Origin of the sequence: Variovorax sp. J2P1-31, assembly GCF_030317215.1 — a bacterium.
Lineage (GTDB): Bacteria > Pseudomonadota > Gammaproteobacteria > Burkholderiales > Burkholderiaceae_C > Variovorax.
This window is the reverse complement of record NZ_JASZYA010000007.1, coordinates 31529-54901: the sequence shown is the minus strand read 5'-3', so window position 1 is coordinate 54901 and position 23373 is coordinate 31529. Positions and strand designations below refer to the sequence as shown.

Genomic DNA, 23373 nt, shown 5'->3' with positions numbered 1-23373 from the left:
TCAGGCGCCGGTCTTCACCGGCCAGTCGCGCAGCTTGCCGGGGTTGAGCAGGCCCAGCGGATCGAAGCGATGCTTGACCGCGATGACCTCGGCCGGTAGCGGGCCGCCGGCCTTGCCGTCTTCCACGATGTTCACGTGCGGGTTGTTGATGTGCACGTCGTGCGCGCGGTGGATGTCGATGATCTCGTTGAGCCGTTCCTCGGTGCGAAAGCGCACCAACTGCAGCCCGCTGCAGGTCATGAGCCCCGCCACGTTGCGGATGAACTCGGTGTGCATCATCACCTCTCCGCCCAGCAGCTTCTCCATCTCGAGGATCTGCTCGACATGCCGGCCGGGGATGAAGCCGCTCTGCAGGTAGGTCAGCGTCGGGTCGATCTTGAGCGCGTGCAGCGTGGTGTGGTTCCAGGTGAACTCCATCAGCGTGCGGTTGCTCTTCTGCACCTCGGCCGCGGTCTTGCGGTAGCTCACCGTGCCGCCGTGCGCCTCCACCAGCAGCAGCATCGCGGGCTCCGACGACTCGGCCACCAGCGACAGCACCGTGTGGCAGCCCTGGGGCAGGTGCGCGGCCAGCTGCGCCAGGTGGTCGGCGATCGGCGCCGCGAAGAAGGAGACGCCGCGCTTCACGATGCCCGGCGCGTTGGCCAGCTTGTCGGCGAAGTTCAGCGCGCGCTCGAAGTCGTCGAAGGTCACGAGCGTCTCGAGCCACGGATGCGCGGGCGCCAGCGCGAATTCCAGTTCGAGCACCAGGCCGTTGGTGCCCCACAGGTGGTGCATGCGCATCGCCTCGGCGCCGCGCAGCTCGATCATCTGCGGCTCGGCCTCGATGGTCATCGCGCGCAGGCCGAGCACGTTGCCCGGCGCGCTCAGCGGCCCGTGGTTGATCGAGCCCACGCCGCCGAAGCCGCCGCCGAACAGGCCGCCCAGCGTGGCGCTGCGGTAGGTCGAGGGCACGCAGCGCAGTTCCTGGCCGGTGGCCTTGGTCTTCTTCTCCAGCTCGCCCAGGCGGATGCCGGCCTGCGCGCGCACCACGCCTGGCTGCACCCAGAGGCAGGCGTTGTAGCCGGTCATGTCGAGCACCACGCCGCCCGCCAGCGGCGTGGTCTGGCCGTAGTTGCCGGTGCCGCTGCCGCGGATGGTGATCGGCACGCCGCGGCGCGCGCAGGCGCCGACCACCGCGCGGATCTCGTCCTCGGTGCGCGGGCGCACCACCACGTCGGCGCGCTTGCCCTCGAGCTGGCGCACCAGCACCGGGCTGAACCAGGAGAAGTCCTGCGACAGCCGCGTGACGCGGCCTTCGTCGGTGATCCATTCGAGGTCGGGGAGTTCGAGCAGCAACTGCTCGATGGCGGAGGCGGGAGCGTTCATGGTCATTCAGTCCTGGGAAAGTTCGCTCGCGTGCCACGAGCCCAGCGCCAGCTTCGAGAGCCAGGCCATGAGCACGAAGAGCGCGACGCCGGTGAGGGAAATCAGCAGCAGGGCCGCGAACATGCGCGGGATGTTCAGCTGGAAGCCCGCCTGCAGGATCTGGTAGGCCAGGCCCGCGCCCGCGCCGCCCGTGCCCGCGACGAATTCGGCCACCACCGCGCCGATCAGCGCGAGGCCGCTGGAGATGCGCAGGCCGCCGAAGAAGTAGGGCAGCGCGCTCGGGATGCGCAGCCGCACCAGCTGCTGCCAGCGCGTGGCGCGGTTGAGCTTGAAGTAGCTCTGCAGGTCGGGGTCGATGCTGCGCAGGCCCAGCGTGGTGTTGGCGATGATCGGGAACAGCGCCACCAGCGCGGCGCACACGGTCATGGCCGCCACCGGGTTCTTGACCCAGATGATGATCAGCGGCGCCACCGCCACGATGGGCGTGACCTGCAGCAGCACCGCATAGGGAAAGAGCGCGGTCTCGATGCGCTTGCTCTGCACGAACAGGAAGGAGATCAGCACGCCCGCCACCGTGGCCAGCCCGAAGGACAGCAGCGTGATCTTGAGCGTGACCAGCAGCGCGTTGCCCAGCGGCACCCAGTCGGTGATCAGCGTCTGCAGCATCAGCCAGGGCGAGGGCACGAGGTAGGGCGGCAGCTCCATCGCCACCACCATCCACTGCCACAGCGCGACGAGCACCACGCCGATCAGCACCGGGTAGAGCACGCGCTGCACGCGCGGCTGGTTCAGCCAGGGGGTCCGGGCCTTCATCGCGCGGCCTCCTCTTCGAAGCTGCTGGCGCGCAGCAGGCTGTCCTGCAGCTGCTTGGCGTGGCGCGCGAACCCGGGCGTGACCATGAAGTCGGCGCTGCGCGGATAGGGTTCGTCGATCTGGAACTGCTCCACCACGCGGCCCGGCCGCGCGGCCATCATCACCACGCGGCTCGAGAGGAACACCGCCTCGTGGATCGAGTGGGTGACGAAGATCACCGTGAGCTTCTTCTTGCGCCAGAGCTCGAGCAGGTCGGCGTCGAGCTTGTGGCGCGTGATCTCGTCGAGCGCGCCGAAGGGCTCGTCCATCAGCAGCAGGTCGGGCTGCGTGACCAGCCCGCGCGCGATCGACACGCGCATCTGCATGCCGCCCGAGAGCGCGCGCGGCAGCGCGTCGGCGAACTTCTCCAGGCCCACCAGCGCCAGCGATTCCATCACGCGGGCGTCGGCCTCCTTGCGCGGCACGCCGGCCAGGTCCAGCGGCAGCCGCACGTTGGTGCGCACGCTGGCCCAGGGCATCAGCGTGGGCGACTGGAACACGAAGGACATCTTGTGCGGGCAGTCGTGCAGCTGGGCCACCGGCCGGCGCCACACCAGCAGGCGCCCGTCGCTGGGCTCGAGCATGCCGGCCACCATCTTGAGCAGCGTGCTCTTGCCGCAGCCCGAGGGGCCAAGCAGCGTGACGAACTCGCCCTCGGCGATCGACAGGTCCACCGGCAGCAGCGCCTGCGTGCCGTTGGGGTAGGTCTTCTCGGCCGAGAGGATCTCGACGGCGGGCACCGCGGGAGCGAGCGCCTGGGGTTCGATGCGATTCATGCCAAAGGCCTTTCGAGCACGGCCGCCACGCGCGGCCGTCGGGTGTCAGGGCTGAACGAGGTCCAGGCGATCAGGGCAGGACCTTCAGGTCCTTGACGAACTCGGTCGTGTAGGTCTTGGCCACATCCACCTTGGCCGGGTCGAGCAGCTTGGCGCTCACCAGGAAGTCGTAGCTGGCCTTGGCGCGTGCATCGGTGATCACGCCGATGCCCTGCTTGGCCGCGTCGCCGCCGGTGATCATTCCCAGCTCCTTCAACTTCGCGACGCTGTAGGCCAGCTGTTCGTCGGTCATGTTGGGGTTGTCCTTCTTGATCAGCGCGTTGGCGGGCGCGGGATCGGCGAGGTAGCTCTTCCAGCCTTCGGCCGAAGCCTTGACGAAGGCCGCGACCTGCTTGCTGCGCTCCTTCACCGTCTTGTCCATGCACGACACCGTGACCGCGTACGAGGGATAGCCGTGGTCGCTGAACATCAGCACCGTGCTCTTCACGCCGGCCTTCTGGATCGCGTAGGGCTCCGAGGTCAGGTAGCCCTGCTGCGCGGCGTTCTTGTCGGCCACGAAGGGCTGGATGTTGAAGGTGTAGGGCCGGGCCTGTTCGTCGGTGAAGCCGAATTTGGCCTTGAGCCAGGGCCAGTAGCCGCGGTTGGCCTGCGCGCCGATCAAGAGGGTCTTGCCCTTGAGGTCCTCGAACTTCTTCACGTCCTCGTGCGCGATCAGCACCTGCGGGTCCTTCTGCATGAAGGCCGCGACGTTGACCACCGGCACGCCGCCTTCGCGCACCTGCATCATCTGGATGTCGCTCGAACCCATGATGCAGTCGGCCTGGCCGGCCGCCATCATCTGCGTGATGTTGACCTGCGGGCCGCCCATCTTGATGGTCACGTCCAGGCCGTGCTTCTTGTAGAGGCCCTGGGCCACGGCCTGGTAGAAGCCGCCGTGCTCGGCCTGCGCGTACCAGTTGGTCATGTAGGTGAACTTATCGTCGGCCTGCGCGGACGCGGCGGCGAACAGGGCGATGGCGGCGGCGCCGACCAGGGAAGGTGCGAGAGAGCGCATGGCGTGGACCTCTTTTTTGAAGATGAAGGGGAAGAAAAAGGAGCGCCGCTTCAGGCCGGCGTGAAGCTCTGCTGGATGAAACCCTGCTGGTGGCCGCGCTCCCAGGTGGCTTCCTCGCGCACGATCCACTGCAGCGCATGCAGCTCGGTCAGCGCCTGGGCCCAGCTGTCGGACAGCGTGTCGAGGATCGCGTGGCCCTGTTCGCGCGTGGCGGTGGTGGGGTCGCCGATCACGCCGCTGGGGCCGAAGTCGCGCGCGGTCCAGGCGCAGGCCGGGCGGCCGTCGGCGGACAGCAGCTTGATCGGGAAGGGCGGCGGGAAGTTGGCGACCGCGCGCTCCATGTGCACGGTGTCGGGCGCGAGCGCGAGCATCAGCGCGGTCTCGGAATGGCCGGCGTGCATCGCGAGCTTCTTCTCCTGCTCGCCGACCTGCTGGCTGGCCGCGCTCGGCAGGCGCGACACGCCGTGCGGCACCACCACGAAGTCGCCATGGCGCAGCCGCAGCTCGCGCGCCGCCATCTCCAGCACCTGCGGCTGGCCGCCGTGGCCGTTGGCGAACAGCAGCTTGCGAAAGCCCGAGCGGTAGACCGACTCGCCGATCTCGATCACGGTCGAGAGCAGCGTGGTGCCGGTCAGGGTCATGGTGCCGGGGAAGTGCAGGTGCTCTTCCGACTTGCCGTAGGTGAGGGTGGGCAGCGCGAAGGCGCGCACCTCGGCCGGCAGCTTCTCCAGCGCCTTGCCCATCACGCCCGAGCTGATCACGCTGTCGACCGAGCACGGCAGGTGCGGGCCGTGCTGCTCGATGGCGCCGCAGGGCAGCACGATGACGGTGTTCTCGCGGTCGGGCAGCGCGGCGATTTCGGTCCAGCTCAGGTAGGGCAGGAAGCGGTGGGGCGGGATGTAGCCGTGGAGCATGGGAATTCCTGTTCGTCAGGTCGGGAGAAAAGGCGTGGCGTCGCCGTGCGTCACATGGCCGTCGCGCAGCACCACGCGGTTCGCGCTGCGCGAGGGCCAGCCGTGGCGGTCGGCGTCGGTGAAGAGCACCAGGTCGGCGCGTTCGCCGACCAGCGTGGGGCGCGCGGGCGCCGGGCCGCGCCGCAGCCAGTCGGCGCGGCACAGCGCCTGCGACCAGGTGTCGAAGGGCGCGTCGAGCTGCGCCACCAGCGCGGCCGTGCCCAGCGCCTCGACCGGGTCGAAGCTGCCGAGCCGGCAGAAGGGGTCCTGCACGTTGTCGCTGGCGAACAGCAGCGGGATGCCGCGGGCCTGGGCTTCCTTCACCAGCGTGAGGCCGCGCAGCCGCGGGGTGCGGCCGGTGACCGCGTCCTGCAGCAGCAGGTTGGTGGCGGGCAGCGACACCACCGTGATCGGTGCGCGCGCCACGGCGTCGAGCGTGGCGAAAGCCTGCGCCTCGGGCTGGACCGCGAGCGCGCAGATGTGGCCGCAGACCACGCGGCCCTCGTAGCCGATTTCGCGCAGGAGGCGTGCGGTGGTCTGCAGGCCCACCGCCGCGGCATTGAGTTCCTCGTCGACGTGCAGGTCGACGTCCAGGTCGCAGGCCTGCGCGGCGACCAGCAGGTTGCGCAGCGCGTTCTCGCTCCAGTTGGTCGAATGCACGAAGCCGCCCAGCAGCGCGTGCGGGCCCGTGGCCTTGACCTGCTGCGCGAGCCGCAGCGCCTGCGCCGCGTCCTCGAACAGCGGCAGCTTGATCAGCGCCACCTGCTCGAGCCGCACCTTGCCGGCCCAGTCCTGCGCCAGCTCGGCCATCACCGGCCAGGCCATGGGCACCGAGTCGGGCTCCCACCAGTCGACATGGGTGCGCACATGGGTGGTGCCGCATGCCCAGGCCCACTGCAGGCCGCGGGCGGCGCGCTCGCGCACGTCCTCGGGCGTCCAGTGCGCGCGGTCGGCGAGCATCGCGTCGATGGCGCCCAGCAGGCCGGGCTGCACCGCCTTCATGCGCGGCAAGGTGAAGGCCTTGTCGAGATGCGTGTGGGCATCGACGAAGCCGGGCAGGGCCAGCCGGCCGCCGAGGTCCCAGGCCGAAGGCGATGGCGCGGCCGGCTGCACCGAGCGCACGCGGCCGCCCTCGATCGCCACGCCGGCCAGCACCGGCACGCCGTCGTGCCGGGGCCAGTCGCCGGCCAGCAGCCAGCGGGGCAGACGCACATTGTTCAGGAGGACCGGCTCGCGCATTTGAAGTTTGACCGCTTAATCAGAGTAAGTGGTCAGGTTATGCAAGCGACGTGCCAGCGCAGGCGCACCGGCATGGGGCGCCTGGGTCGTTCAGCGGGGAATCAACGGGGGATCAGCGGGCGCGGTGCCCGCGTGGCATCAGCTCTTGATATCGCAGCCGTGCAGCACGAAGGCGACGAGCTCGCGCGCGATCGGCTCGCGGTCGATGGGCGCGTCGGGCGGCAGGCCGAGCATCACGCGGGTCTGGATCGCGTAGTCGGCGTAGCTCTGGGTCATGGCCCAGATGTGCATCAGCAGGATGCGCGCGTCGAGCGGGCGCATCTGGCCGCGCGCGATCCAGCCGTTGATCACGTCGACCTTCTTCTGCGTCCAGGCCCGCGCGTTGGGCCAGTAGCGGTCGAGGTTGCGCCCGCCGTCGAGGATCTCGCGCGTGAAGATGCGCGACATCTCGGGGCTGTCGATGGCGTGGTCGAGCTTCTTGCGGATGTAGTCGCCCAGCACCGTGGCCGGGTCGCTCGCGTCGCCGAAGGAGAACACCACCTTCCAGGCGTGCAGCACCTGCATCAGCAGTTCCTCGTAGAGCTCTTCCTTGCCCACGATGTAGTAGTGCAGCTGGGGCTTGGTCAGGCCCGCGCGCGCCGCGATGGCCTGGGTCGAGGTGCCCTTGAGCCCGTGCAGGCTGAATTCCGCCACCGCCGCGGTGCGGATCGCCGCCATGATGCGTTCGCGCCCCGGCCGCGCGCGCGACAGCGGGCCCTCGGGCGCGGGCATTTCCGGGGCGGTCGAGAGCGAGGGGGCGGCGGATTCGGTGGTCATGGCAAAGGGACGCGGCGTGCGTCCGGCCGATGGTAATCCTTGGCGCATGACCGCATGCCATGGCGGCATGGACCGCCGAAGCAAGCGGGCACGGTTCCTGTATCTTCCTCGCCGCTTCGCCAAGATTCATCACCACCCAAGGAGTTTCCATGTACCTCTCCCCCCGTTTCCGCGCCTTCGCGGCCGGTGCCGCACTGCTGGCCGCCAGCGCGCTGGCGCAGGCGCAGCAGGCCTTGCCCAATGTGGTGATCCTGGCCACCGGCGGCACCATCGCCGGGGCCGGCGCCTCGGCCGTCAACAGCGCCACCTATGCGGCCGCCAAGGTGGGTGTCGAGAAGCTCATCGCCGGCCTGCCCGAACTGACGAAGATCGCCAACGTCAAGGGCGAGCAGGTGTTCCAGGTGGCGTCCGAAAGCCTCACCGACGACAACCTGCTGACGCTGGCCAGGCGCGTCTCGGCGCTGTCCAAGCAGAGCGACGTCGACGGCATCGTCATCACCCATGGCACCGACACGCTGGAGGAAACCGCCTTCTTCCTGACGCTGACCGTGCACACCGCCAAGCCGATCATCGTGGTCGGCTCGATGCGCCCGGGCACCGCGCTGTCGGCCGACGGCGCGCTCAACCTCTACAACGCGGTCAGCGTCGCGGGCAGCAAGGACGCGATGGGCAAGGGCGTGCTCGTGACCATGAACGACGAGATCCAGAGCGGTCGCGACGTGAGCAAGTCCATCAACATCAAGACCGAGGCCTTCAAGAGCCAGTGGGGCCCGCTGGGCATGGTGGTCGAGGGCAGGAACTACTGGTTCCGCGCGCCGGTCAAGCGCCACACGATGCAGTCGGAGTTCGACATCGACGCCATCACCGCACTGCCGCCGGTCGAGATCGCCATGGGCTACGAAGGCGTGTCCTCGACGGCCATCGACGCGCTGGGCAAGAGCGGCATCAAGGCGCTGATCCACGGCGGCACCGGCAACGGCTCGGTGGCCAACCGCATCGTGCCCAACCTGCAGAAGGTGCGCGCCGATGGCGTGATCGTGATCCGCAGCTCGCGCGTGCCCGACGGCTTCGTGCTGCGCAACGCCGAGCAGCCCGACGACAAGTACGACTGGGTGGTGGCGCATGACCTGCGCCCGCAGAAGGCCCGCATCCTGGCGATGGTCGCGCTGACCAAGACCAGCGACACCAAGGAACTGCAGCGGATCTTCTGGGAGTACTGATCCGCAAGCCGCCCGCTACACCGCGCGCTTCAGGCTGCGGTGGCGGGCGAACTCGATGCTCGCGATGCACACCGCGAGCCAGGCCCCGCCCGAGCACAGGCCGGCGATCACGTCGCTCGGGAAGTGCGCGCGCAGGAAGACGCGGCTGCAGGCCACCGTGACCACGATCACCGAGGCCGCCACCACCGTCGGCACGCGCCAGCCCGACGGCAGCATGCGAAAGCCCAGGTAGCCCAGCATGCCGTACATCACCATCGAGCCCGAGCTGTGGCCGCTCGGGAAGCTGTAGCCCGACACCTGCACGAAGCCGGCCTCGTGCACCGGGCGGGCGCGCTCGAAGATGTCCTTGAGCACATGGTTGAGCAGCGCGATGCCGCCGGTCGCCGCCACCCAGCCGGCGGCGAAGCCCCGGTGGCCGCGCAGCCACAGCCACAGCGCCACCGCCACCGACAGCGGCGCCCCGAACCAGGGATCGGCCAGGTGCGTGAGCTGCGCGAACACGGCGCGCACGCCGGGCGGCGTGTGGGCGCCGACGGCGCTGCTCATGGCGTCGTCGAACACGCCCATCGGCCGGCCCTGGCCCAGTTCCTCCGCCACCTCGGCGAAGCCCCAGGCCAGCAGCAGCACCAGCGCCAGGCCCAGCGCGAGCCCGGCGAACAGGCGCCGGGGCTGCGGCTCGCCGGTCCCCACGGACCGATGCCGCCAATGCTCGACGGCCCAGGCCGCGCCGCCGGCCACGACGGCGACCCCCACCAGCAGCACCAGGAAGCCGGGCCAGGCATGCGCGCCCAGCAGTTCTCCGAGGGCGGCGATGTCGGCGTGGTCGTTGGGCATGGGTCGGGAGAGGAGGGGAGGCGAGGGGGGCATCGAGCATAGCGGCCGGGGGCGTCTTCTCCCTTCGATGACCCCGCACCGGCCCCACCCTAAAATAGCCGGTTCGTTGCGCCACGGGGTTCTCCCGCTGGGCGGCCGCCATCACGCAGAGCCATGCTGACCTTCCAACAAATCATCCTCAAACTGCAGTCGTACTGGGCCGAACAGGGCTGCGCACTGCTGCAGCCCTACGACATGGAAGTGGGTGCGGGCACCTCGCACACCGCCACCTTCCTGCGCGCCCTCGGCCCCGAGCCCTGGAAGGCCGCCTACGTGCAGCCCAGCCGCCGCCCCAAGGACGGCCGCTACGGCGAGAACCCAAACCGCCTGCAGCACTACTACCAGTACCAGGTGGTGCTCAAGCCCGCGCCCTCGAACATCCTCGAGCTGTACCTGGGCTCGCTCGAAGCCCTGGGCTTCGACCTGAAGAAGAACGACATCCGTTTCGTCGAGGACGACTGGGAGAACCCCACGCTCGGCGCCTGGGGCCTGGGCTGGGAGGTCTGGCTCAACGGCATGGAGGTCACGCAGTTCACCTACTTCCAGCAGGTGGGCGGCATCGACTGCAAGCCCATCACCGGCGAGATCACCTACGGCCTGGAGCGCCTGGCCATGTACCTGCAGGGCGTGGACAACGTCTACAACCTGAGCTGGACCGACGGCCTGAGCTACGGCGACGTCTACAAGCAGAACGAGGTCGAACAGTCGACCTACAACTTCGAGCACAGCGACGCCGACTTCCTGTTCTCGGCCTTCGCGGCGCACGAGAAGCAGGCCAAGCACCTGATCGAGGCGCAGCTCGCGCTGCCGGCCTACGAGCAGGTGCTCAAGGCCGCGCACAGTTTCAACCTGCTCGACGCGCGCGGCGCGATCAGCGTGACCGAGCGCGCGGCCTACATCGGCCGCATCCGCAACCTCGCGCGCGCCGTGGCGCAGAGCTACTACGAGAGCCGTGAACGCCTGGGCTTCCCGATGGCGCCGCCCGAGTGGGTGGCGCAGATGACGCCGGCAACGAAGAAAGCAGCCTGAGCGATGACGATGACCCCCACCAAGAACCTGCTGGTCGAACTGTTCGTTGAAGAACTCCCGCCCAAGGCACTGAAGAAACTGGGCGATGCCTTCGCCGGCGTGCTGCGCGACCAGCTGGTCGCCCAGGGGCTGGCCTCGGCCGAGAGCGTGCTCACGGCCTTCGCGTCCCCGCGCCGGCTCGCCGCGCACCTCACGGGCGTGCAGGCGCAGGCCGCCGACAAGGCCGTCTCGCAGAAGCTGATGCCGGTGAGCGTCGGCCTCGATGCCTCGGGCAACGCCACGCCGGCCCTGCTCAAGCGCCTGGGCGCGCTGGGCGCCGACGCCTCCGCCGTGCCCTCGCTCAAGCGCGCGCCCGACGGCAAGGCCGAGGCCCTGTTCTACGAAAGCACCGCCAAGGGCGCCACGCTGGCCGACGGGCTGCAGAAGGCACTGGCCGAAGCCATCGCCAAGCTGCCGATCCCCAAGGTCATGAGCTACCAGCTCGAGAGCGGCTGCGAACTGCCGGGCTGGAGCAGCGTGAGCTTCGTGCGCCCCGCGCACGGCCTGGTCGCGCTGCACGGCACCGAGGTGGTGGCGATCGAAGCCCTGGGCCTCCAGGCCGGCCGTGACACGCATGGCCACCGCTTCGAAGCCCGGGTCGACCCGGTGGTGCTGCGCGACGCCGACAGCTACGCGCCGCAGCTGGCCGACGAGGGCGCGGTGATCGCGTCCTTCGACGCCCGCCGCGCCGAGATCGTGCGCCAGCTGGCCGCGGCGGCTGCCAAGGTCGGCGGTGGCGCCAAGCCCATCCACGACGACGCGCTGCTGGACGAAGTCACGGCCCTGGTCGAACGCCCCAACGTGCTGGTCTGCGAATTCGAGCGCGAGTTCCTCGAGGTGCCGCAGGAATGCCTGATCCTCACGATGAAGGCCAACCAGAAGTACTTCCCGCTGCTCGACGCGGCCGACAAGCTGACCCACCAGTTCCTGGTGGTGAGCAACATCTCGCCCGACGACGCCAGCGCCGTGATCGGCGGCAACGAGCGCGTGGTGCGCCCGCGCCTGGCCGACGCCAAGTTCTTCTTCGACCAGGACCGCAAGAAGTCGCTCGCTTCGCGCGTCGAATCGCTGGCCAAGGTGGTCTATCACAACAAACTGGGCACGCAGGGCGAACGCGTGGAGCGCGTGATGCGCATCGCGCAGGCCATCGCCACGCAGCTTGCCGAATCGACCGGCGACACCGGCCTGGCCGCCAAGACCGTGCAGGCCGCGCAGCTGGCCAAGGCCGACCTGGTGACCGACATGGTGGGCGAGTTCCCCGAGCTGCAAGGCACGATGGGCCGCTACTACGCGCTGCACGACGGCCTCGACGCCGCGGTGGCCGACGCCATCGAGGATCACTACAAGCCGCGCTTCGCCGGCGACACGCTGCCGCGCAACGCGGTCGGCACCGTGGTCGCGATGGCCGACAAGCTCGAGACCCTGGTCGGCATGTTCGGCATCGGCAACCTGCCCACCGGCGACCGCGATCCCTTCGCGCTGCGCCGCCATGCGCTGGGCGTGCTGCGCATGCTGATCGAGGCCAAGTTGCCGCTGCAGCTGCGCGAGGTGCTGGCCCAGGCCTTCGCCGCCTTCAGCGCCCCGCTGGCCGGCGGCGCCGCGCTGACCGACCCCACCGATGCGCTCGAATCCTTCATCTTCGACCGCCTCGCCGGCAGCCTGCGCGAGCAGGGCGCCAGCGCGCAGGAGGTCGATGCGGTGCTGGCCTCGCGCCCGCAGCGCCTGGCCGAAGTGCCCGCGCTGCTGGCGGCCGTGCGCGCCTTCGCGGTGCTGCCCGAAGCGCCCGCGCTGGCCGCGGCCAACAAGCGCATCGGCAACATCCTCAAGAAGTCGCCCGAGGCCGATGCCCACGTGAGCGAGCTGCTGCTGCAGGAGCCGGCCGAGAAGGCGCTCTACGAAGCGATGCAGCAGACCGTGCCCGCGGCCGACGCGCAGTTCGCCGCCGGCGACTACACCGCCTCGCTGCAGACCCTGGCGGCGCTGCGCGCACCGGTCGACGACTTCTTCGACGGCGTGATGGTGAACGCCGAGCAGGTCGACCTGCGGCTGAACCGCCTGGGCCTGCTGATGCTGCTGCATGCGGCGATGAACCGCGTGGCGCAACTCGAGCGGCTGGCGGCCTGAGGCACCGCGCTCGATAATTCGATCCATGAACCGGCAACAGCAGATCGACTCGTTCCTGCTGCAGGCGCATCGCCTCGCAGTCGCGCGGCTGCGTGCCGATCCGTCGCGGATCGCGGAACTGGCGCACACGCTGTCGCAGTGGCGCGTGCGCGCAGGTGCGACGCGCTCGGATCCGTACTGGGACGAGTGGCAGACCCTGTTCGACGCCGGCATCGACGCCATCGAGAGCGGCGCCTGCGGCGTCGACGACCATGCGGCTGCGCTGCGCAACGTATCACCGGTGGGCGTTCTGATCAGCGCGACCGAACGCAGCCAGCTGTTGCAGGCCGCCCGCAGGAGCGGCGATGCAGCGCAGTGAAGTCGAGCACGCCCTGCGTGCGGCTGCCGCCATCGCCCAGGACACCCCATGAAACTCGTCATCCTCGACCGCAACGGCAGCATCAACGTGCACCGCGACGACTTCGTCAAGAGCGAGGTCGAGTGGACGCCGCTGCCGAACGCGCTGGAAGCCATCGCCCGGCTCAACCATGCGGGTTGGCATGTGGTGATCGCCTCGAACCAGTCGGGCCTGGGCCGCGGCCTGTTCGACGTGGCCTCGCTCAACGCCATGCACGCCAAGATGCACAAGATGCTGGCCGCGGTGGGCGGGCGCGTGGACGCGGTCTTCTACTGCCCGCACAGCCCCGACGAGGACTGCGGCTGCCGCAAGCCGCAGCCCGGCCTGTTCCGCCAGATCGGCGAGCGTTACGGCATCGACCTCGCGGGCGTGCCGACCGCCGGCGACAGCCTGCGCGACCTGCAGGCCGGTGCCGCCGCGGGCTGCGAGCCGCACCTGCTGCTCACCGGCATGGGCGCGGCCTGCCGCAACGTCGACCCGCTGCCGCCCGAGTACCCGCCCGACACGCGCGTCCACGAAGACCTGGGCGCTTTCGTTGAATTCCTGCTGGCGCGCGAAGCGCTGCAGGCCACATTGCAGGTGGCTGTCTGATGGCCTTGATTCGTTCGGTGATCCACATGCTGTGGATGCTGGTCACGGTGATCCCCTGGGGCATCATCATGTGCGTCGCGTCGCTGTGGCGCCGCGGCGAGCCGCTCTACTGGATGGCCGAGCGCTGGCTCGGCTGGGCCATCGGCGGCGCGCGCCTGATACTGGGCATCCGCACGCGCGTGAGCGGCATGGAGAACCTGCCGCAGGAAAAGCGCGCGGGCGCGGTGCTGCTGGTCAAGCACCAGTCCACGCTCGAGACCTTCCTCATGCCCACGCTGATGCCGCATCCGCTGGCCTACGTGTTCAAGAAGGAGCTGATATACGTGCCCTTCTTCGGCTGGGCCATGGCACGGCTGGACATGATCCACATCGACCGCAGCCAGAAGGCCAAGGCTTTCAACAAGGTGGTGGCGCAGGGCAAGGACCTGCTCGCGCAGGGCATCTGGATCATCATGTTCCCCGAAGGCACGCGCATCCCGCGCGGCCAGAAGGGCACCTACAAGAGCGGCGGCACGCGGCTCGCGGTCGAGACCGGCGCGCCGGTGATCCCGATCGCCGTGACCTCGGCCAAGGTCTGGCCGCGCAAGGCCTTCATCAAGCGCCCGGGCGTGGTCGACGTGTCGATCGGTCCCGCGATCCCCAGCGTGGGCCGCAAGCCCGACGAGCTGATGCGCGAGGTCGAGGCCTGGATCGAAGCCGAGATGCGCCGGCTCGACCCCGAGGCTTACGCATGATGGCTCACCCCCAGTCTTCGCGCACTTCGTGTCGCTACGCCAACCCCCTCACCGGGGGCAACACCGGCGGCCCGGCAAAGCCGGTTCCGCGGTGTTTCTGGATGAGATAAATGTCGGGACTGCTGCAGTTCACGATGGACCTGTTCGAGGGGTTGGGCAGCGAGTTCGCGCGGCCCGAGCCGCCTCCGAAGAAGCGGGTGCGCAAGGCCGCGCCGCCCGCGCCACCGGTCGTGACGCCGCCACCCGAAGAAGTCCTCGACGCCGGCCCTTCGCTGCCCGCGATCCCGCTGCGCGACACGCTGGAGCTCGCCCGCTTCGTGCATCCGCAGGCCACGCGCGAAGCGGTGCTGGGTTCGGCCCGCGTGGCCTACGAATTCCAGCGCGGCAAGCGCAAGACCATCGGCTTCGTGGTCGGCGCCGAAGGGCTGTCGGTGCGTGCGCCGCGCTGGGTCGCGCTGCGCGACGTCGATGCCGCGGTGCAGGAAAAAGCCGACTGGATCCTGCGCAAGCTGGTCGAAACGCAGCAGCGCCACGCGCGCGTCGAGGCCACGCGCATCGAATGGCAGGACGGCGCGGTCTTTCCCTTCCTGGGCGAGACGGTCGCGATCCGGCTCGATCCGAAACATGCCTTCATCGGCGTCGGCGGCGCGCTCGACGAGGCGGCCGACGGCACGGGCGCGCCGCGCGCCTTGCGGCTGGCCGTGGCGCAGAACGCCGAGCCCTCGCAGATCCGCGATGCCGCGCAGGCCTGGCTCATGCGGCAGGCGCGCAAGCTCTTCATCGAGCGGCTGGACCATTTCGCGCCGCGGCTGGGCGTGCGCTGGCAGAAGCTCACGCTGTCGAACGCGGCCACGCGCTGGGGCAGCGCCAGCATCGACGGCTCGATCCGCCTCAACTGGCGGCTGATCCATTTCGGCCTGCCGGTGATCGACTACGTGGTGGCGCACGAACTGGCCCACCTGCGCGTGATGGACCATTCGCACCGCTTCTGGGAAACGGTCGAGAGCGTGGTGCCGGACTATGGCGCGCTGCGCCAGCAGTTGAAAGACCAGCCCATACCGAAGTGGAACTGACGGGCGCGCGGCGCCGTCATTCCTTCACCGAGCCGGTCATCCCCGACACGTAGTACTCGACGAAGAAGGAGTAGATGAAGGCCACGGGCAGCGAGCCCAGCAGCGCCCCCGCCATCAGCGGGCCCCACTGGTAGACGTCGCCCTGCACCAGCTCGGTCACCACGCCCACGGGCAGGGTCTTCATCTCGGAGGAGGAGATGAAGGTCAGCGCGTAGATGAACTCGTTCCACGACAGCGTGAAGGCGAAGATGCCGGCCGAGATCAGGCCCGGCACGGCCAGCGGCAGCACGATCTTGACCAGAATCTGCCAGCGGTTGGCGCCGTCGATCAGCGCGCACTCCTCGAGCTCGGCCGGGATCGATCGGAAGTAGCCCATCAGCAGCCAGGTGCAGAAGGGGATCAGGAAGGTCGGGTAGGTCAGGATCAGCGCCCAGCGCGAGTCGAACAGGCCGAGGTTGAACACCACGTTGGCCAGCGGGATGAACAGGATCGAGGGCGGCACCATGTAGGCCAGGAAGATCGACAGGCCCACCTGCTTGGAGCCCTTGAAGCGCAGCCGCTCGATCGCGTAGGCCGCGAACACCGAGACCGCCAGCGAGACGAAGGTCGACACCACCGACACCAGCACCGTGTTCCAGAGCCACTGCGGGTAGGAGGTCTCGAACAGCAGTTTGTAGAAGTGCGACAGCGTGGGCTGGATCACCCAGAAGGGATTGCCCTCGCGCGACAGCAGTTCCGCATCGGGCTTCACCGAGGTGATGGCCATCCAGTAGAAGGGGAACAGCAGCACCACCAGGAAGGCGAACAGCGGCAGGTAGACCAGCACCGCCTTGCGGCGGGTCGAGTCCAGGAAGCTCATGCCGACGGTGTCGGACTGGGCGGTGTTGCTGCTCATTTGTCGGTGCCCCCTTGTTGCCATGCGCGCCGTTGCAGGCCGAAGAAACTGAACATCACGCAGGCCAGCAGGAAGGGCACCATCGCGATCGCGATGGCCGCGCCTTCGCCCAGGGCACCGCCCGAGATCGCGCGCTGGAAGGACAGCGTGGCCATCAGGTGCGTGGCGTTGAGCGGGCCGCCGCGGGTGATCACGTAGATCAGCTGGAAGTCGGTAAAAGTGAACAGCACCGAGAAGGTCATGACCACCGCGATGATGGGCGTGAGCAGCGGCATCGTCACATGGCGGAACTGCTGCCAGGGCGTCGCGCCGTCGATGGCCGAGGCCTCGTAGTACGAGGGCGAGATGGTCTGCAGCCCGGCCAAGAGCGTGATCGCCACGAAGGGCACGCCGCGCCACACGTTGGCGATGATCACCGCGATGCGCGCGTTCCACTCCGAGCCGAGGAAGTCGATGTAGGTGTCGATCAGTCCCATCTTCACCAGCGCCCAACTGATGATCGAGAACTGCGAGTCGTAGATCCACCAGAAGGCGATCGCCGACAGCGCGGTCGGCACGATGTAGGGCAGCAGGATGACCGCGCGGAAGAAGGTCTTGAAGCGGATGTTCTTGTTCAGCAGGATCGCCAGCCACAGGCCCAGCAGGAACTTGAACACGCTGGCCACGAAGGTGTAGAACAGCGTGTTGAACAGCGCCAGCCGCGTGACCGCGTCGCCCCACAGGTACTCGTAGTTCTCCAGCCCGATCCACTGGCCCGGCCGCCCGACCTTGGCATCGGTGAAGCCCAGGTAGGTGCCCAGCCCGAGCGGATAGGTGAGGAAGACCAGCAACAGCAGGGCGGCCGGCAGCATGAACATGAAGCCGAGCGCATTGCGACTGTTCTGCATTCTCTGGATCAGCGTCATGAGACCCTCAATGGACAGAGCCGCGTGAGACGGCTCTTTTCAAGAAATGCGCGGAACCGGCGTTGCCGGCCCGCGAGGCCCCAGGCACTGCCGGAGGCGAGGGGAGCTCTTTAGAGCTTGTAGTAGCGCTCGGCGCGTTTTTGCGCGCGCTCTGCCGCTTCCTTCGGCGTCTTCGATCCGCTCGCGGCTTCGGCCACCATGTTCGGAATGATGAAGTCGGCCGCGGCGCCGGCCGAGGCATAGCCCAGCTTGCCGTCGTAGCCGGCCGGGCGCAGGTTCTTCACCGAGTCGCGGTAGGGCAGGTTCTTCGGGTCCGAGCTCCAGATCGCGCTGTTCTCGTAGTAGCGCAGGGGTTGCGCCACGTAACCGCCGCCGCCCTGCAGCCAGGGGTCGAACTGCTCCTTCTCCATCATGAAGCGCAGGAACTCCTTGGCCGCCTGCGGGTACTTGGTGTACTTCATGATCATCTGGTTGAAGAACAGGTGCGACTCGGTGGGCACGCCCACCGGGCCGATCGGGAACACCGCGTGGTTGATGTCGGCCGCCATCTCCTTGAGCTTGGGGTCGGGCGAGTTCTTGGCCGCGTAGTAGATCGAGATGCCGTTGTTGGTGACGCTGAGCTGGCCGTCGAGGAAGGCCTTGTTGTTGTTCGGGTCCAGCCACGACAGCGTGCCCGGGATGAAGCTGGCGTAGAGCTCCTTGCCGTACTCCAGGGCCTTGATGGTCTCGGGGCTGTCGATCACCACCTTGTTGCTCTTGTCGACCAGCTTGCCGCCGTGCGACCAGATCAGCCAGTTGCACCAGGTGCTGTCGCCGGTCGCATTGCCCAGCGCCATGCCGCCCGGCGTGCCCTTCTCCTTCAGCGCCTTGTAGAGCTTGAGGAAGTCGTCGGTGGTCTTGGGGAAGGTGGCGAAGCCGGCCGCCTTGACCATGCTCTCGCGGTAGACGATCAGCGAGCCCGAGGCGCCCAGCGGCAGGCCCAGCCAGCGCTTGCCGTCGGGGCGCATGAAGGTCTCGCCCGCCGGGTACCAGCCGCCGTACTTCTTGCCCAGGTACTCGGCCAGGTCGGTCACGTCGAGCAGCTTGTCGGGGTAGAGGTTGGCATCGTCGTTGGTCGACAGGATGATGTCCGGGCCCGCGCCGGTGTTGGCGGCCACCGCGGCCTTGGGGCGCACGTCTTCCCAGCCCTCGTTGTCCACGCGCACCTCGATGCCGGTGGTTTCGGTGAACTTCTTGACGTTGGCCATGTAGGCATCGATGTCGCCCTGCACGAAGCGGCTCCAGCGCAGCACGCGCAGCTTGGCCCCCTTTTCCGGCTTGAAGCTCAGCGTCTGGGCCTGCGCGAACGGCGCGAACAGCGCCGTGCCGGTGCCGATGGTCGCGGCGGCGGCGACGCCGGCCGAACCCTCGAGAAACTTGCGGCGATTGAAATCACTCATGGATGTCTCCTTCGTTGTAGGTAAGCGAACCGGGGGGCTGGAAAGGGGAGGGGCGTGCTTCAGGCCGCGAGGCGCTGGCCGCTCGCGGCATCGAACAGGTGCGCGCGCTCCAGGTCGGGCTGCAGGTGGATGGTGCTGCCGGGCGCGAAGTCGTGCCGCTCGCGGAACACGGCCGACAGCTCGGCGCCCTCGTGGCGGCATGCCACGAAGGTGTCCATGCCGGTGGGTTCCATCACCACCACGCGCGAGGGGATGCCGCCGCTGGCGGCCAGCGTCAGGTGCTCGGGCCGGGTGCCGTACACCACCGGCTGGCCGTCGGCGCCGCCGGCCTGCAGCGGGGCCTGGAGCAGGGTGCCGTCGTGGAGTTCGACATGGGCCGCGCCCGCGCCGCGGCGCAGCGTGCCGGGCAGGAAGTTCATCGAGGGCGAGCCGATGAAGCCCGCCACGAACTGGTTGGCCGGATGGTCGTAGAGCTCGAGCGGGCTGCCGGTCTGCTCGATGCGGCCGTCGCGCATGACCACGATCTTGTCGCCCATGGTCATGGCCTCGATCTGGTCGTGCGTGACGTAGATCGAGGTGGTCTTCAGGCGCTGGTGCAGCTCCTTGATCTCGCTGCGCATCGCGACGCGCAGCTTGGCGTCGAGGTTCGACAGCGGTTCGTCGAACAAGAAGACCTGCGGGTCGCGCACGATCGCGCGGCCCATGGCCACGCGCTGGCGCTGGCCGCCGGAGAGCTGGCGCGGGTAGCGGTCGAGCAGCGGCACCAGCGCGAGGATCTCGGCCGCGCGCTTGACCTTGGTCTCGATGGTGGCCTTGTCGGCCTTGGCCAGGGCCAGCGAGAAGGCCATGTTGTCGCGCACCGTCATGTGCGGGTACAGCGCGTAGTTCTGGAACACCATCGCGATGTCGCGCTCTTTCGGCGGCAGGTCGTTCACGCGCCGCTCGCCGATGCGGATCTCGCCGCCGTGGATCTCCTCCAGCCCCGCGATCATGCGCAGCAAGGTGGACTTGCCGCAGCCCGAAGGCCCCACCAGCACCGTGAACGAGCCGTCCGGGATATCGATGTCGACGCCATGCAGGATGGCCACATCGCCGAAGCTCTTCCTGACCGCCTGAATCGTGACACTGGCCATGCAAGGAGTCCTCAAGATCGCAAAGAAGGGCGCGACGCGGAGACCTCCGCATCGCAGCCAGCGCAGTATCGACACTGCCTCCATGCTCCGGTATCAGGGCAAACCGGTAGGAGAAAACCCCTGTAGATTTGTATGATCACCTGATAACTGTGCTTCACACCTCCGCTGCCGTGCAGGCCCTCTCCCCCTCCGAACCCATCCGCCGCGTGGCCGATCGCCTGTCCGATCGCCTGGCGTCGCGCCTGGGCTCGCAGATCGAGTCCGGTGCCTTGCGCCCGGGCGAGCGGCTGCCGACCGAGCAGCAGCTGGCCACCGAGCACGGCGTGTCGCGCACCGTGGTGCGCGAGGCCGTGCACCAGCTCAAGTCGCGCGCGCTGGTGGTGTCGCGCCAGGGCTCGGGCGTGTTCGTCGCGCAGGCGCCGCTCAACCAGCCGCTGGCCTTCGATCCCGCGGTGCTGGGCTCGGTCCAGGCCGTGGTGCACGTGGTCGAGGTGCGGCGGGTGCTCGAGGGCGAGATCGCCGCACTGGCGGCCGAGCGCGCCACCCGCAGCCAGATCGCGGCGCTGCGGCGCGCGCTCAAGGCCATCGACACCGCGGTCGCGGCCGGCCAGGACGGCGTGGCCGAGGACCTGGCCTTCCACCGCGTGATCGGCGAGGCCACCGGCAACCCGCAGTTCCGGCTGCTGCTGGGCTTTCTCGAGCAGTACCTGCGCGAAGGCATGCGCATCACGCGCGGCAACGAGGCGCGCCGGCTCGACTTCATGCAGGCGGTGCAGCTGGAGCACCGCGCGATGGTCGAGGCCATCGCCGCGCGCGACCCGGACCGTGCGCGGCGCTGCGCCACCGAACACATTCTTTCCGGCGAACGCCGGCTGGTCGAGGGCGGCGTGATCGCCGGCCGCCGCCAGGCAGCGCCGAAATCACGAACGAGCAAACCCTGAACATGAAGGAGACACCATGAAACTGATGATCACCGGCGGCGGCGGCTTTCTGGGCGCCCGCCTGGCGCGCACCCTGCTCGCGCGCGGCACGCTCGCGGGCCAGCGCATCGAGCGCATCGTGCTGACCGACATCGCGCCGCCCCCGGCCGACCTGCTGGCCGACGCGCGCGTCGAGGCCCGCACCGGCCCGCTGCTCACGCAGACCGAGGCGCTCAAGACCGAGGCCTTCGACGGCGTGTTCCACCTGGCCTCGGCGGTGTCGGGCGAGTGCGAGGCCGACTTCGACCTGGGCCTGCGCTCCAACCTCGACAGCACGCGCGCGCTGCTCGATGCGCTGCGCGCCAACTTCAACACCGGCGGCAAGCTCACGCGCTTCGTGTTCTCGAGCTCGGTGGCGGTGTTCGGACCCGACCCGGCCATCCCCTTCCCCAAGCTGGTGGCCGACGACACGCTGCCCACGCCGCAGACCTCCTACGGCACGCAGAAGCTGATCTGCGAGCACCTGATCGCCGACTACACGCGCAAGGGCTACATCGACGGCCGCGCCGCGCGGCTCATGACCGTGACCGTGCGCCCGGGCAAGCCCAACGGCGCGGCCTCGTCCTTCTTCAGCGGCATCATCCGCGAGCCGCTGGCGGGCGTGGAATCGATCTGCCCGGTGTCGCCCGAGGTCTCGCACCCGATGGCCTCGCCCACGCGCACCGTCGAAGGGCTGATCGCGGTCTACGAGGCGACGCGCGAGGCCTTCGTGGGCCGCACCGCGCTCAACCTGCCGGGGCTCAACGTGCGCGTGGCCGACATGCTCGACGCGCTGGAGGAGGTGGCCGGTCCCAAGGTGCGCGCGCTGGTGCGCTTCGAGCGCGACGAACGCGTGGCGAACATCGTGGCCAACTGGCCCAGCGGCGCGACCGCGGTGCGGGCGGCGGGGCTGGGCCTGCACCCGCACGACAACTTCGCCGACATCATCCGGCTCTACATCGAAGATTGCAAAGCGCTGCCCAATGCAGCCCAAACCCTGAAAGGCATGTCCTGAAAATGAGCAACAAGAACCCCACGGCGAAACCGGCGTCGAAGAGCGCGGCAGCGACGAAGAAGAAGTCCGCGGCAAAGAAGGCGGCACCGCAGCAGCTGCGTTCGCAGGCCTGGTTCGACAACCCCGCCAACACCGACATGACCGCGCTCTACATCGAGCGCACCATGAACTTCGGCCTGGGCCTCGAGGAACTGCAGTCGGGCCGCCCGATCATCGGTATCGCCCAGACCGGCTCCGACATCGCGCCCTGCAACCGCCACCACCTGGTGCTGGCCGAGCGCACGCGCGAAGGCATCCGCGACGCGGGCGGCATCGCCTTCGAGTTCCCGATCCACCCGATCCAGGAAACCTGCAAGCGGCCCACGGCCTCGCTGGACCGCAACCTGCAGTACCTCTCGCTGGTCGAGATCCTCTACGGCTACCCGATCGACGGCGTGGTGCTCACCACCGGCTGCGACAAGACCACGCCAGCCCAGCTGATGGCGGCCGCCACGGTCGACATCCCGGCCATCGCGCTCAACTCGGGCCCGATGCTCAACGGCTGGTACAAGGGCGAGCGCACCGGCTCGGGCACCATCGTGTGGAAGGCGCGCGAGCTGCTGGCCGCGGGCGAGATCGACGACAAGGGCTTCCTCAAGCTGGTGGCCTCGTCGGCCCCCTCGACCGGCCACTGCAACACCATGGGCACGGCCTCGACCATGAACTCGCTGGCCGAGGCGCTGGGCATGACGCTGCCGGGCAGCGCGGCCATTCCCGCGCCCTACCGCGACCGCCAGGAGATGGCCTACATGACGGGCCGGCGCATCGTCGAGATGGTGCGCGAGAACCTCAAGCCCTCAGACATCATGACCCGCGCGGCCTTCGAGAACGCGATCGTCGTGAACTCGGCCATCGGCGGCTCGACCAATGCGCCGATCCACCTGAACGCCATCGCGCGCCACATCGGCGTCGAGCTGCACACGGCCGACTGGGAGAAGCACGGCTACAAGATCCCGCTGCTGGTCAACCTGCAGCCGGCCGGCGAGTACCTGGGCGAGGACTACTACCGCGCGGGCGGCGTGCCGGCCGTGGTGGCCGAGCTGATCGCCAAGGACCTGATCCAGCCCGCGCTCACGGTCAACGGCAAGACGCTGGTCGAGAACTGCCAGGGCCGCTTCACCGAGGACCGGAAGGTGATCTTCCCCTATGCCAAGCCGATGAAGAAGAACGCCGGCTTCCTCAACTTCAAGGGCAACCTGTTCGATTCCGCGATCATGAAGACCAGTGTGATCGGCCCCGAGTTCCACCAGCGCTACCTCGAGAACCCGGCCGACCCGATGGCCTTCGAAGGCACGGCCGTGGTGTTCGACGGCCCCGAGGACTACCACGCGCGCATCGACGATCCGAAGATGAAGATCGACGAACACAGCGTGCTGTTCATGCGCGGCGTGGGCCCGGTGGGCTACCCCGGCGCGGCCGAGGTGGTGAACATGCGCGCGCCCAGCTACCTGCTCAAGAAGGGCATCACCGCGCTGCCCTGCATCGGCGACGGCCGCCAGTCGGGCACTTCGGGCTCGCCCTCGATCCTCAATGCCTCGCCCGAGGCGGCCACGGGCGGCGCGCTGGCGCTGCTCAAGACCGGCGACCGCGTGCGCATCGACCTGAAGAAGCGCACCGCCAACATGCTGGTGTCGGACGAGGAGCTGGCCCAGCGCCGCGCCAAGCTCGACGCCGCGGGCGGCTACGCCTATCCGCCGAGCCAGACGCCGTGGCAGGAGATCCAGCGCGGCGTGGTCGGCGAGCTGTCGGAGGGCATGGTGCTCAAGCCGGCGGTGAAGTACCAGAAGATCCACGCCACCTACGGCATCCCGCGCGACAACCATTAGTCGCGCAGCACCGGCGATCCGTGGTCA

At 68.8% G+C, this 23373-nt stretch carries 22 protein-coding genes; 10 read left to right on the top strand and 12 right to left on the bottom strand.

All coding sequences use genetic code 11. The features are described 5' to 3' along the window. The 7 genes from QTI20_RS30625 to QTI20_RS30595 form a co-directional block, all read right to left on the bottom strand. Complete coding sequence (locus QTI20_RS30625) at window positions 1–1365, bottom strand: FAD-binding oxidoreductase (RefSeq protein WP_286556382.1); 1365 nt, start codon at window positions 1363–1365, stop codon at window positions 1–3. 6 nt (window positions 1366–1371) lie between these two features. Continuing rightward, window positions 1372–2178, bottom strand: a complete 807-nt coding sequence (locus tag QTI20_RS30620; protein ID WP_286556380.1) for an ABC transporter permease — start codon at window positions 2176–2178, stop codon at window positions 1372–1374. Next, entirely contained in the window at window positions 2175–2993 is an 819-nt protein-coding gene (locus tag QTI20_RS30615; RefSeq protein ID WP_286556378.1) for an ABC transporter ATP-binding protein, read from the bottom strand. Before QTI20_RS30615 ends, QTI20_RS30620 begins: the two co-directional genes overlap by 4 nt. A 70-nt stretch (window positions 2994–3063) precedes the next feature. After that, window positions 3064–4047, bottom strand: a complete 984-nt coding sequence (locus QTI20_RS30610; RefSeq protein ID WP_286556377.1) for an ABC transporter substrate-binding protein — start codon at window positions 4045–4047, stop codon at window positions 3064–3066. A gap of 50 nt (window positions 4048–4097) precedes the next feature. Further along, complete coding sequence (locus QTI20_RS30605) at window positions 4098–4961, bottom strand: creatininase family protein (protein ID WP_286556375.1); 864 nt, start codon at window positions 4959–4961, stop codon at window positions 4098–4100. A 15-nt stretch (window positions 4962–4976) separates the two neighbouring features. Beyond that, a complete protein-coding gene (locus QTI20_RS30600) occupies window positions 4977–6239 on the bottom strand; it encodes an amidohydrolase family protein (protein WP_286556374.1) in 1263 nt (420 codons plus the stop codon). Window positions 6240–6377: 138 nt separating this feature from the next. Beyond that, complete coding sequence (locus QTI20_RS30595) at window positions 6378–7055, bottom strand: TetR/AcrR family transcriptional regulator (protein WP_257624588.1); 678 nt, start codon at window positions 7053–7055, stop codon at window positions 6378–6380. 149 nt (window positions 7056–7204) lie between these two features. Between QTI20_RS30595 and QTI20_RS30590 the strand changes: the two genes are divergently transcribed. Beyond that, a complete protein-coding gene (locus tag QTI20_RS30590) occupies window positions 7205–8275 on the top strand; it encodes an asparaginase (protein ID WP_286556372.1) in 1071 nt (356 codons plus the stop codon). A 15-nt stretch (window positions 8276–8290) separates the two neighbouring features. On the opposite strand, the gene QTI20_RS30585 is transcribed toward QTI20_RS30590, so the two are convergent. Continuing rightward, window positions 8291–9109: a phosphatase PAP2 family protein gene (locus tag QTI20_RS30585; RefSeq protein WP_286556370.1), complete on the bottom strand. Its 819-nt coding sequence runs from the start codon at window positions 9107–9109 to the stop codon at window positions 8291–8293. A gap of 153 nt (window positions 9110–9262) precedes the next feature. On the opposite strand from QTI20_RS30585, the gene glyQ reads away from it, so the two are divergent. From glyQ to QTI20_RS30555, 6 genes are all read left to right on the top strand, one after another. Beyond that, entirely contained in the window at window positions 9263–10177 is a 915-nt protein-coding gene (glyQ, locus tag QTI20_RS30580; RefSeq protein WP_286556368.1) for a glycine--tRNA ligase subunit alpha, read from the top strand. Between the two features lie 9 nt (window positions 10178–10186). Next, window positions 10187–12340 carry a glycine--tRNA ligase subunit beta gene (glyS, locus tag QTI20_RS30575; RefSeq protein WP_286556391.1) on the top strand — a complete coding sequence of 718 codons (2154 nt, stop codon included), beginning with the start codon at window positions 10187–10189 and terminating at the stop codon, window positions 12338–12340. A gap of 25 nt (window positions 12341–12365) precedes the next feature. Then, entirely contained in the window at window positions 12366–12698 is a 333-nt protein-coding gene (locus QTI20_RS30570; RefSeq protein WP_286556366.1) for a hypothetical protein, read from the top strand. 48 nt (window positions 12699–12746) lie between these two features. Further along, on the top strand, window positions 12747–13328 hold the full coding sequence (gene gmhB / locus QTI20_RS30565) for a D-glycero-beta-D-manno-heptose 1,7-bisphosphate 7-phosphatase (RefSeq protein ID WP_286556365.1): 582 nt from the start codon (window positions 12747–12749) through the stop codon (window positions 13326–13328). Beyond that, entirely contained in the window at window positions 13328–14062 is a 735-nt protein-coding gene (locus QTI20_RS30560; protein ID WP_286556364.1) for a lysophospholipid acyltransferase family protein, read from the top strand. Before gmhB ends, QTI20_RS30560 begins: the two co-directional genes overlap by 1 nt. 110 nt (window positions 14063–14172) lie before the next feature. Continuing rightward, window positions 14173–15135, top strand: a complete 963-nt coding sequence (locus QTI20_RS30555; protein ID WP_286556362.1) for a M48 family metallopeptidase — start codon at window positions 14173–14175, stop codon at window positions 15133–15135. A 16-nt stretch (window positions 15136–15151) separates the two neighbouring features. On the opposite strand, the gene QTI20_RS30550 is transcribed toward QTI20_RS30555, so the two are convergent. The 4 genes from QTI20_RS30550 to QTI20_RS30535 form a co-directional block, all read right to left on the bottom strand. After that, window positions 15152–16030 carry a carbohydrate ABC transporter permease gene (locus tag QTI20_RS30550; RefSeq protein ID WP_183027460.1) on the bottom strand — a complete coding sequence of 293 codons (879 nt, stop codon included), beginning with the start codon at window positions 16028–16030 and terminating at the stop codon, window positions 15152–15154. Further along, on the bottom strand, window positions 16027–16935 hold the full coding sequence (locus QTI20_RS30545; RefSeq protein ID WP_503011462.1) for a carbohydrate ABC transporter permease: 909 nt from the start codon (window positions 16933–16935) through the stop codon (window positions 16027–16029). The genes QTI20_RS30550 and QTI20_RS30545 overlap by 4 nt, the downstream gene beginning before the upstream one ends. A 110-nt stretch (window positions 16936–17045) precedes the next feature. Next, window positions 17046–18374 carry an ABC transporter substrate-binding protein gene (locus QTI20_RS30540; RefSeq protein ID WP_286556360.1) on the bottom strand — a complete coding sequence of 443 codons (1329 nt, stop codon included), beginning with the start codon at window positions 18372–18374 and terminating at the stop codon, window positions 17046–17048. Between the two features lie 59 nt (window positions 18375–18433). Beyond that, entirely contained in the window at window positions 18434–19507 is a 1074-nt protein-coding gene (locus QTI20_RS30535; protein WP_286556358.1) for an ABC transporter ATP-binding protein, read from the bottom strand. A gap of 170 nt (window positions 19508–19677) precedes the next feature. Here QTI20_RS30535 and QTI20_RS30530 point away from each other — a divergent pair, with 170 nt between their 5' ends. From QTI20_RS30530 to QTI20_RS30520, 3 genes are read left to right on the top strand one after another with little or no spacing between them, the layout of a single operon-like run. After that, the gene (locus tag QTI20_RS30530; protein ID WP_286556356.1) at window positions 19678–20448 is read left to right on the top strand and encodes a FadR/GntR family transcriptional regulator; all 771 of its coding nucleotides are present in this window, start codon (window positions 19678–19680) and stop codon (window positions 20446–20448) included. Window positions 20449–20464: 16 nt separating this feature from the next. Next, window positions 20465–21481, top strand: a complete 1017-nt coding sequence (gene denD, locus QTI20_RS30525; protein WP_286556354.1) for a D-erythronate dehydrogenase — start codon at window positions 20465–20467, stop codon at window positions 21479–21481. Between the two features lie 2 nt (window positions 21482–21483). Then, a complete protein-coding gene (locus QTI20_RS30520; protein WP_286556352.1) occupies window positions 21484–23346 on the top strand; it encodes an IlvD/Edd family dehydratase in 1863 nt (620 codons plus the stop codon). Window positions 23347–23373: the final 27 nt, after the last annotated feature.

Coding starts and splice junctions, on each gene's coding strand:
- QTI20_RS30535 (WP_286556358.1), bottom strand. CDS start 19,507: ATGGCCAGTGTCACGATTCAGGCGGTCAGGAAGAGCTTCGGCGATGTG.
- QTI20_RS30540 (WP_286556360.1), bottom strand. CDS start 18,374: ATGAGTGATTTCAATCGCCGCAAGTTTCTCGAGGGTTCGGCCGGCGTC.
- QTI20_RS30585 (WP_286556370.1), bottom strand. CDS start 9,109: ATGCCCAACGACCACGCCGACATCGCCGCCCTCGGAGAACTGCTGGGC.
- gmhB (WP_286556365.1), top strand. CDS start 12,747: ATGAAACTCGTCATCCTCGACCGCAACGGCAGCATCAACGTGCACCGC.
- QTI20_RS30520 (WP_286556352.1), top strand. CDS start 21,484: ATGAGCAACAAGAACCCCACGGCGAAACCGGCGTCGAAGAGCGCGGCA.
- QTI20_RS30545 (WP_503011462.1), bottom strand. CDS start 16,935: ATGACGCTGATCCAGAGAATGCAGAACAGTCGCAATGCGCTCGGCTTC.
- QTI20_RS30570 (WP_286556366.1), top strand. CDS start 12,366: ATGAACCGGCAACAGCAGATCGACTCGTTCCTGCTGCAGGCGCATCGC.
- QTI20_RS30550 (WP_183027460.1), bottom strand. CDS start 16,030: ATGAGCAGCAACACCGCCCAGTCCGACACCGTCGGCATGAGCTTCCTG.
- QTI20_RS30555 (WP_286556362.1), top strand. CDS start 14,173: ATGTCGGGACTGCTGCAGTTCACGATGGACCTGTTCGAGGGGTTGGGC.
- QTI20_RS30625 (WP_286556382.1), bottom strand. CDS start 1,365: ATGAACGCTCCCGCCTCCGCCATCGAGCAGTTGCTGCTCGAACTCCCC.
- QTI20_RS30605 (WP_286556375.1), bottom strand. CDS start 4,961: ATGCTCCACGGCTACATCCCGCCCCACCGCTTCCTGCCCTACCTGAGC.
- QTI20_RS30600 (WP_286556374.1), bottom strand. CDS start 6,239: ATGCGCGAGCCGGTCCTCCTGAACAATGTGCGTCTGCCCCGCTGGCTG.
- glyS (WP_286556391.1), top strand. CDS start 10,187: ATGACCCCCACCAAGAACCTGCTGGTCGAACTGTTCGTTGAAGAACTC.
- QTI20_RS30615 (WP_286556378.1), bottom strand. CDS start 2,993: ATGAATCGCATCGAACCCCAGGCGCTCGCTCCCGCGGTGCCCGCCGTC.
- QTI20_RS30590 (WP_286556372.1), top strand. CDS start 7,205: ATGTACCTCTCCCCCCGTTTCCGCGCCTTCGCGGCCGGTGCCGCACTG.
- QTI20_RS30620 (WP_286556380.1), bottom strand. CDS start 2,178: ATGAAGGCCCGGACCCCCTGGCTGAACCAGCCGCGCGTGCAGCGCGTG.
- denD (WP_286556354.1), top strand. CDS start 20,465: ATGAAACTGATGATCACCGGCGGCGGCGGCTTTCTGGGCGCCCGCCTG.
- glyQ (WP_286556368.1), top strand. CDS start 9,263: ATGCTGACCTTCCAACAAATCATCCTCAAACTGCAGTCGTACTGGGCC.
- QTI20_RS30560 (WP_286556364.1), top strand. CDS start 13,328: ATGGCCTTGATTCGTTCGGTGATCCACATGCTGTGGATGCTGGTCACG.
- QTI20_RS30595 (WP_257624588.1), bottom strand. CDS start 7,055: ATGACCACCGAATCCGCCGCCCCCTCGCTCTCGACCGCCCCGGAAATG.
- QTI20_RS30610 (WP_286556377.1), bottom strand. CDS start 4,047: ATGCGCTCTCTCGCACCTTCCCTGGTCGGCGCCGCCGCCATCGCCCTG.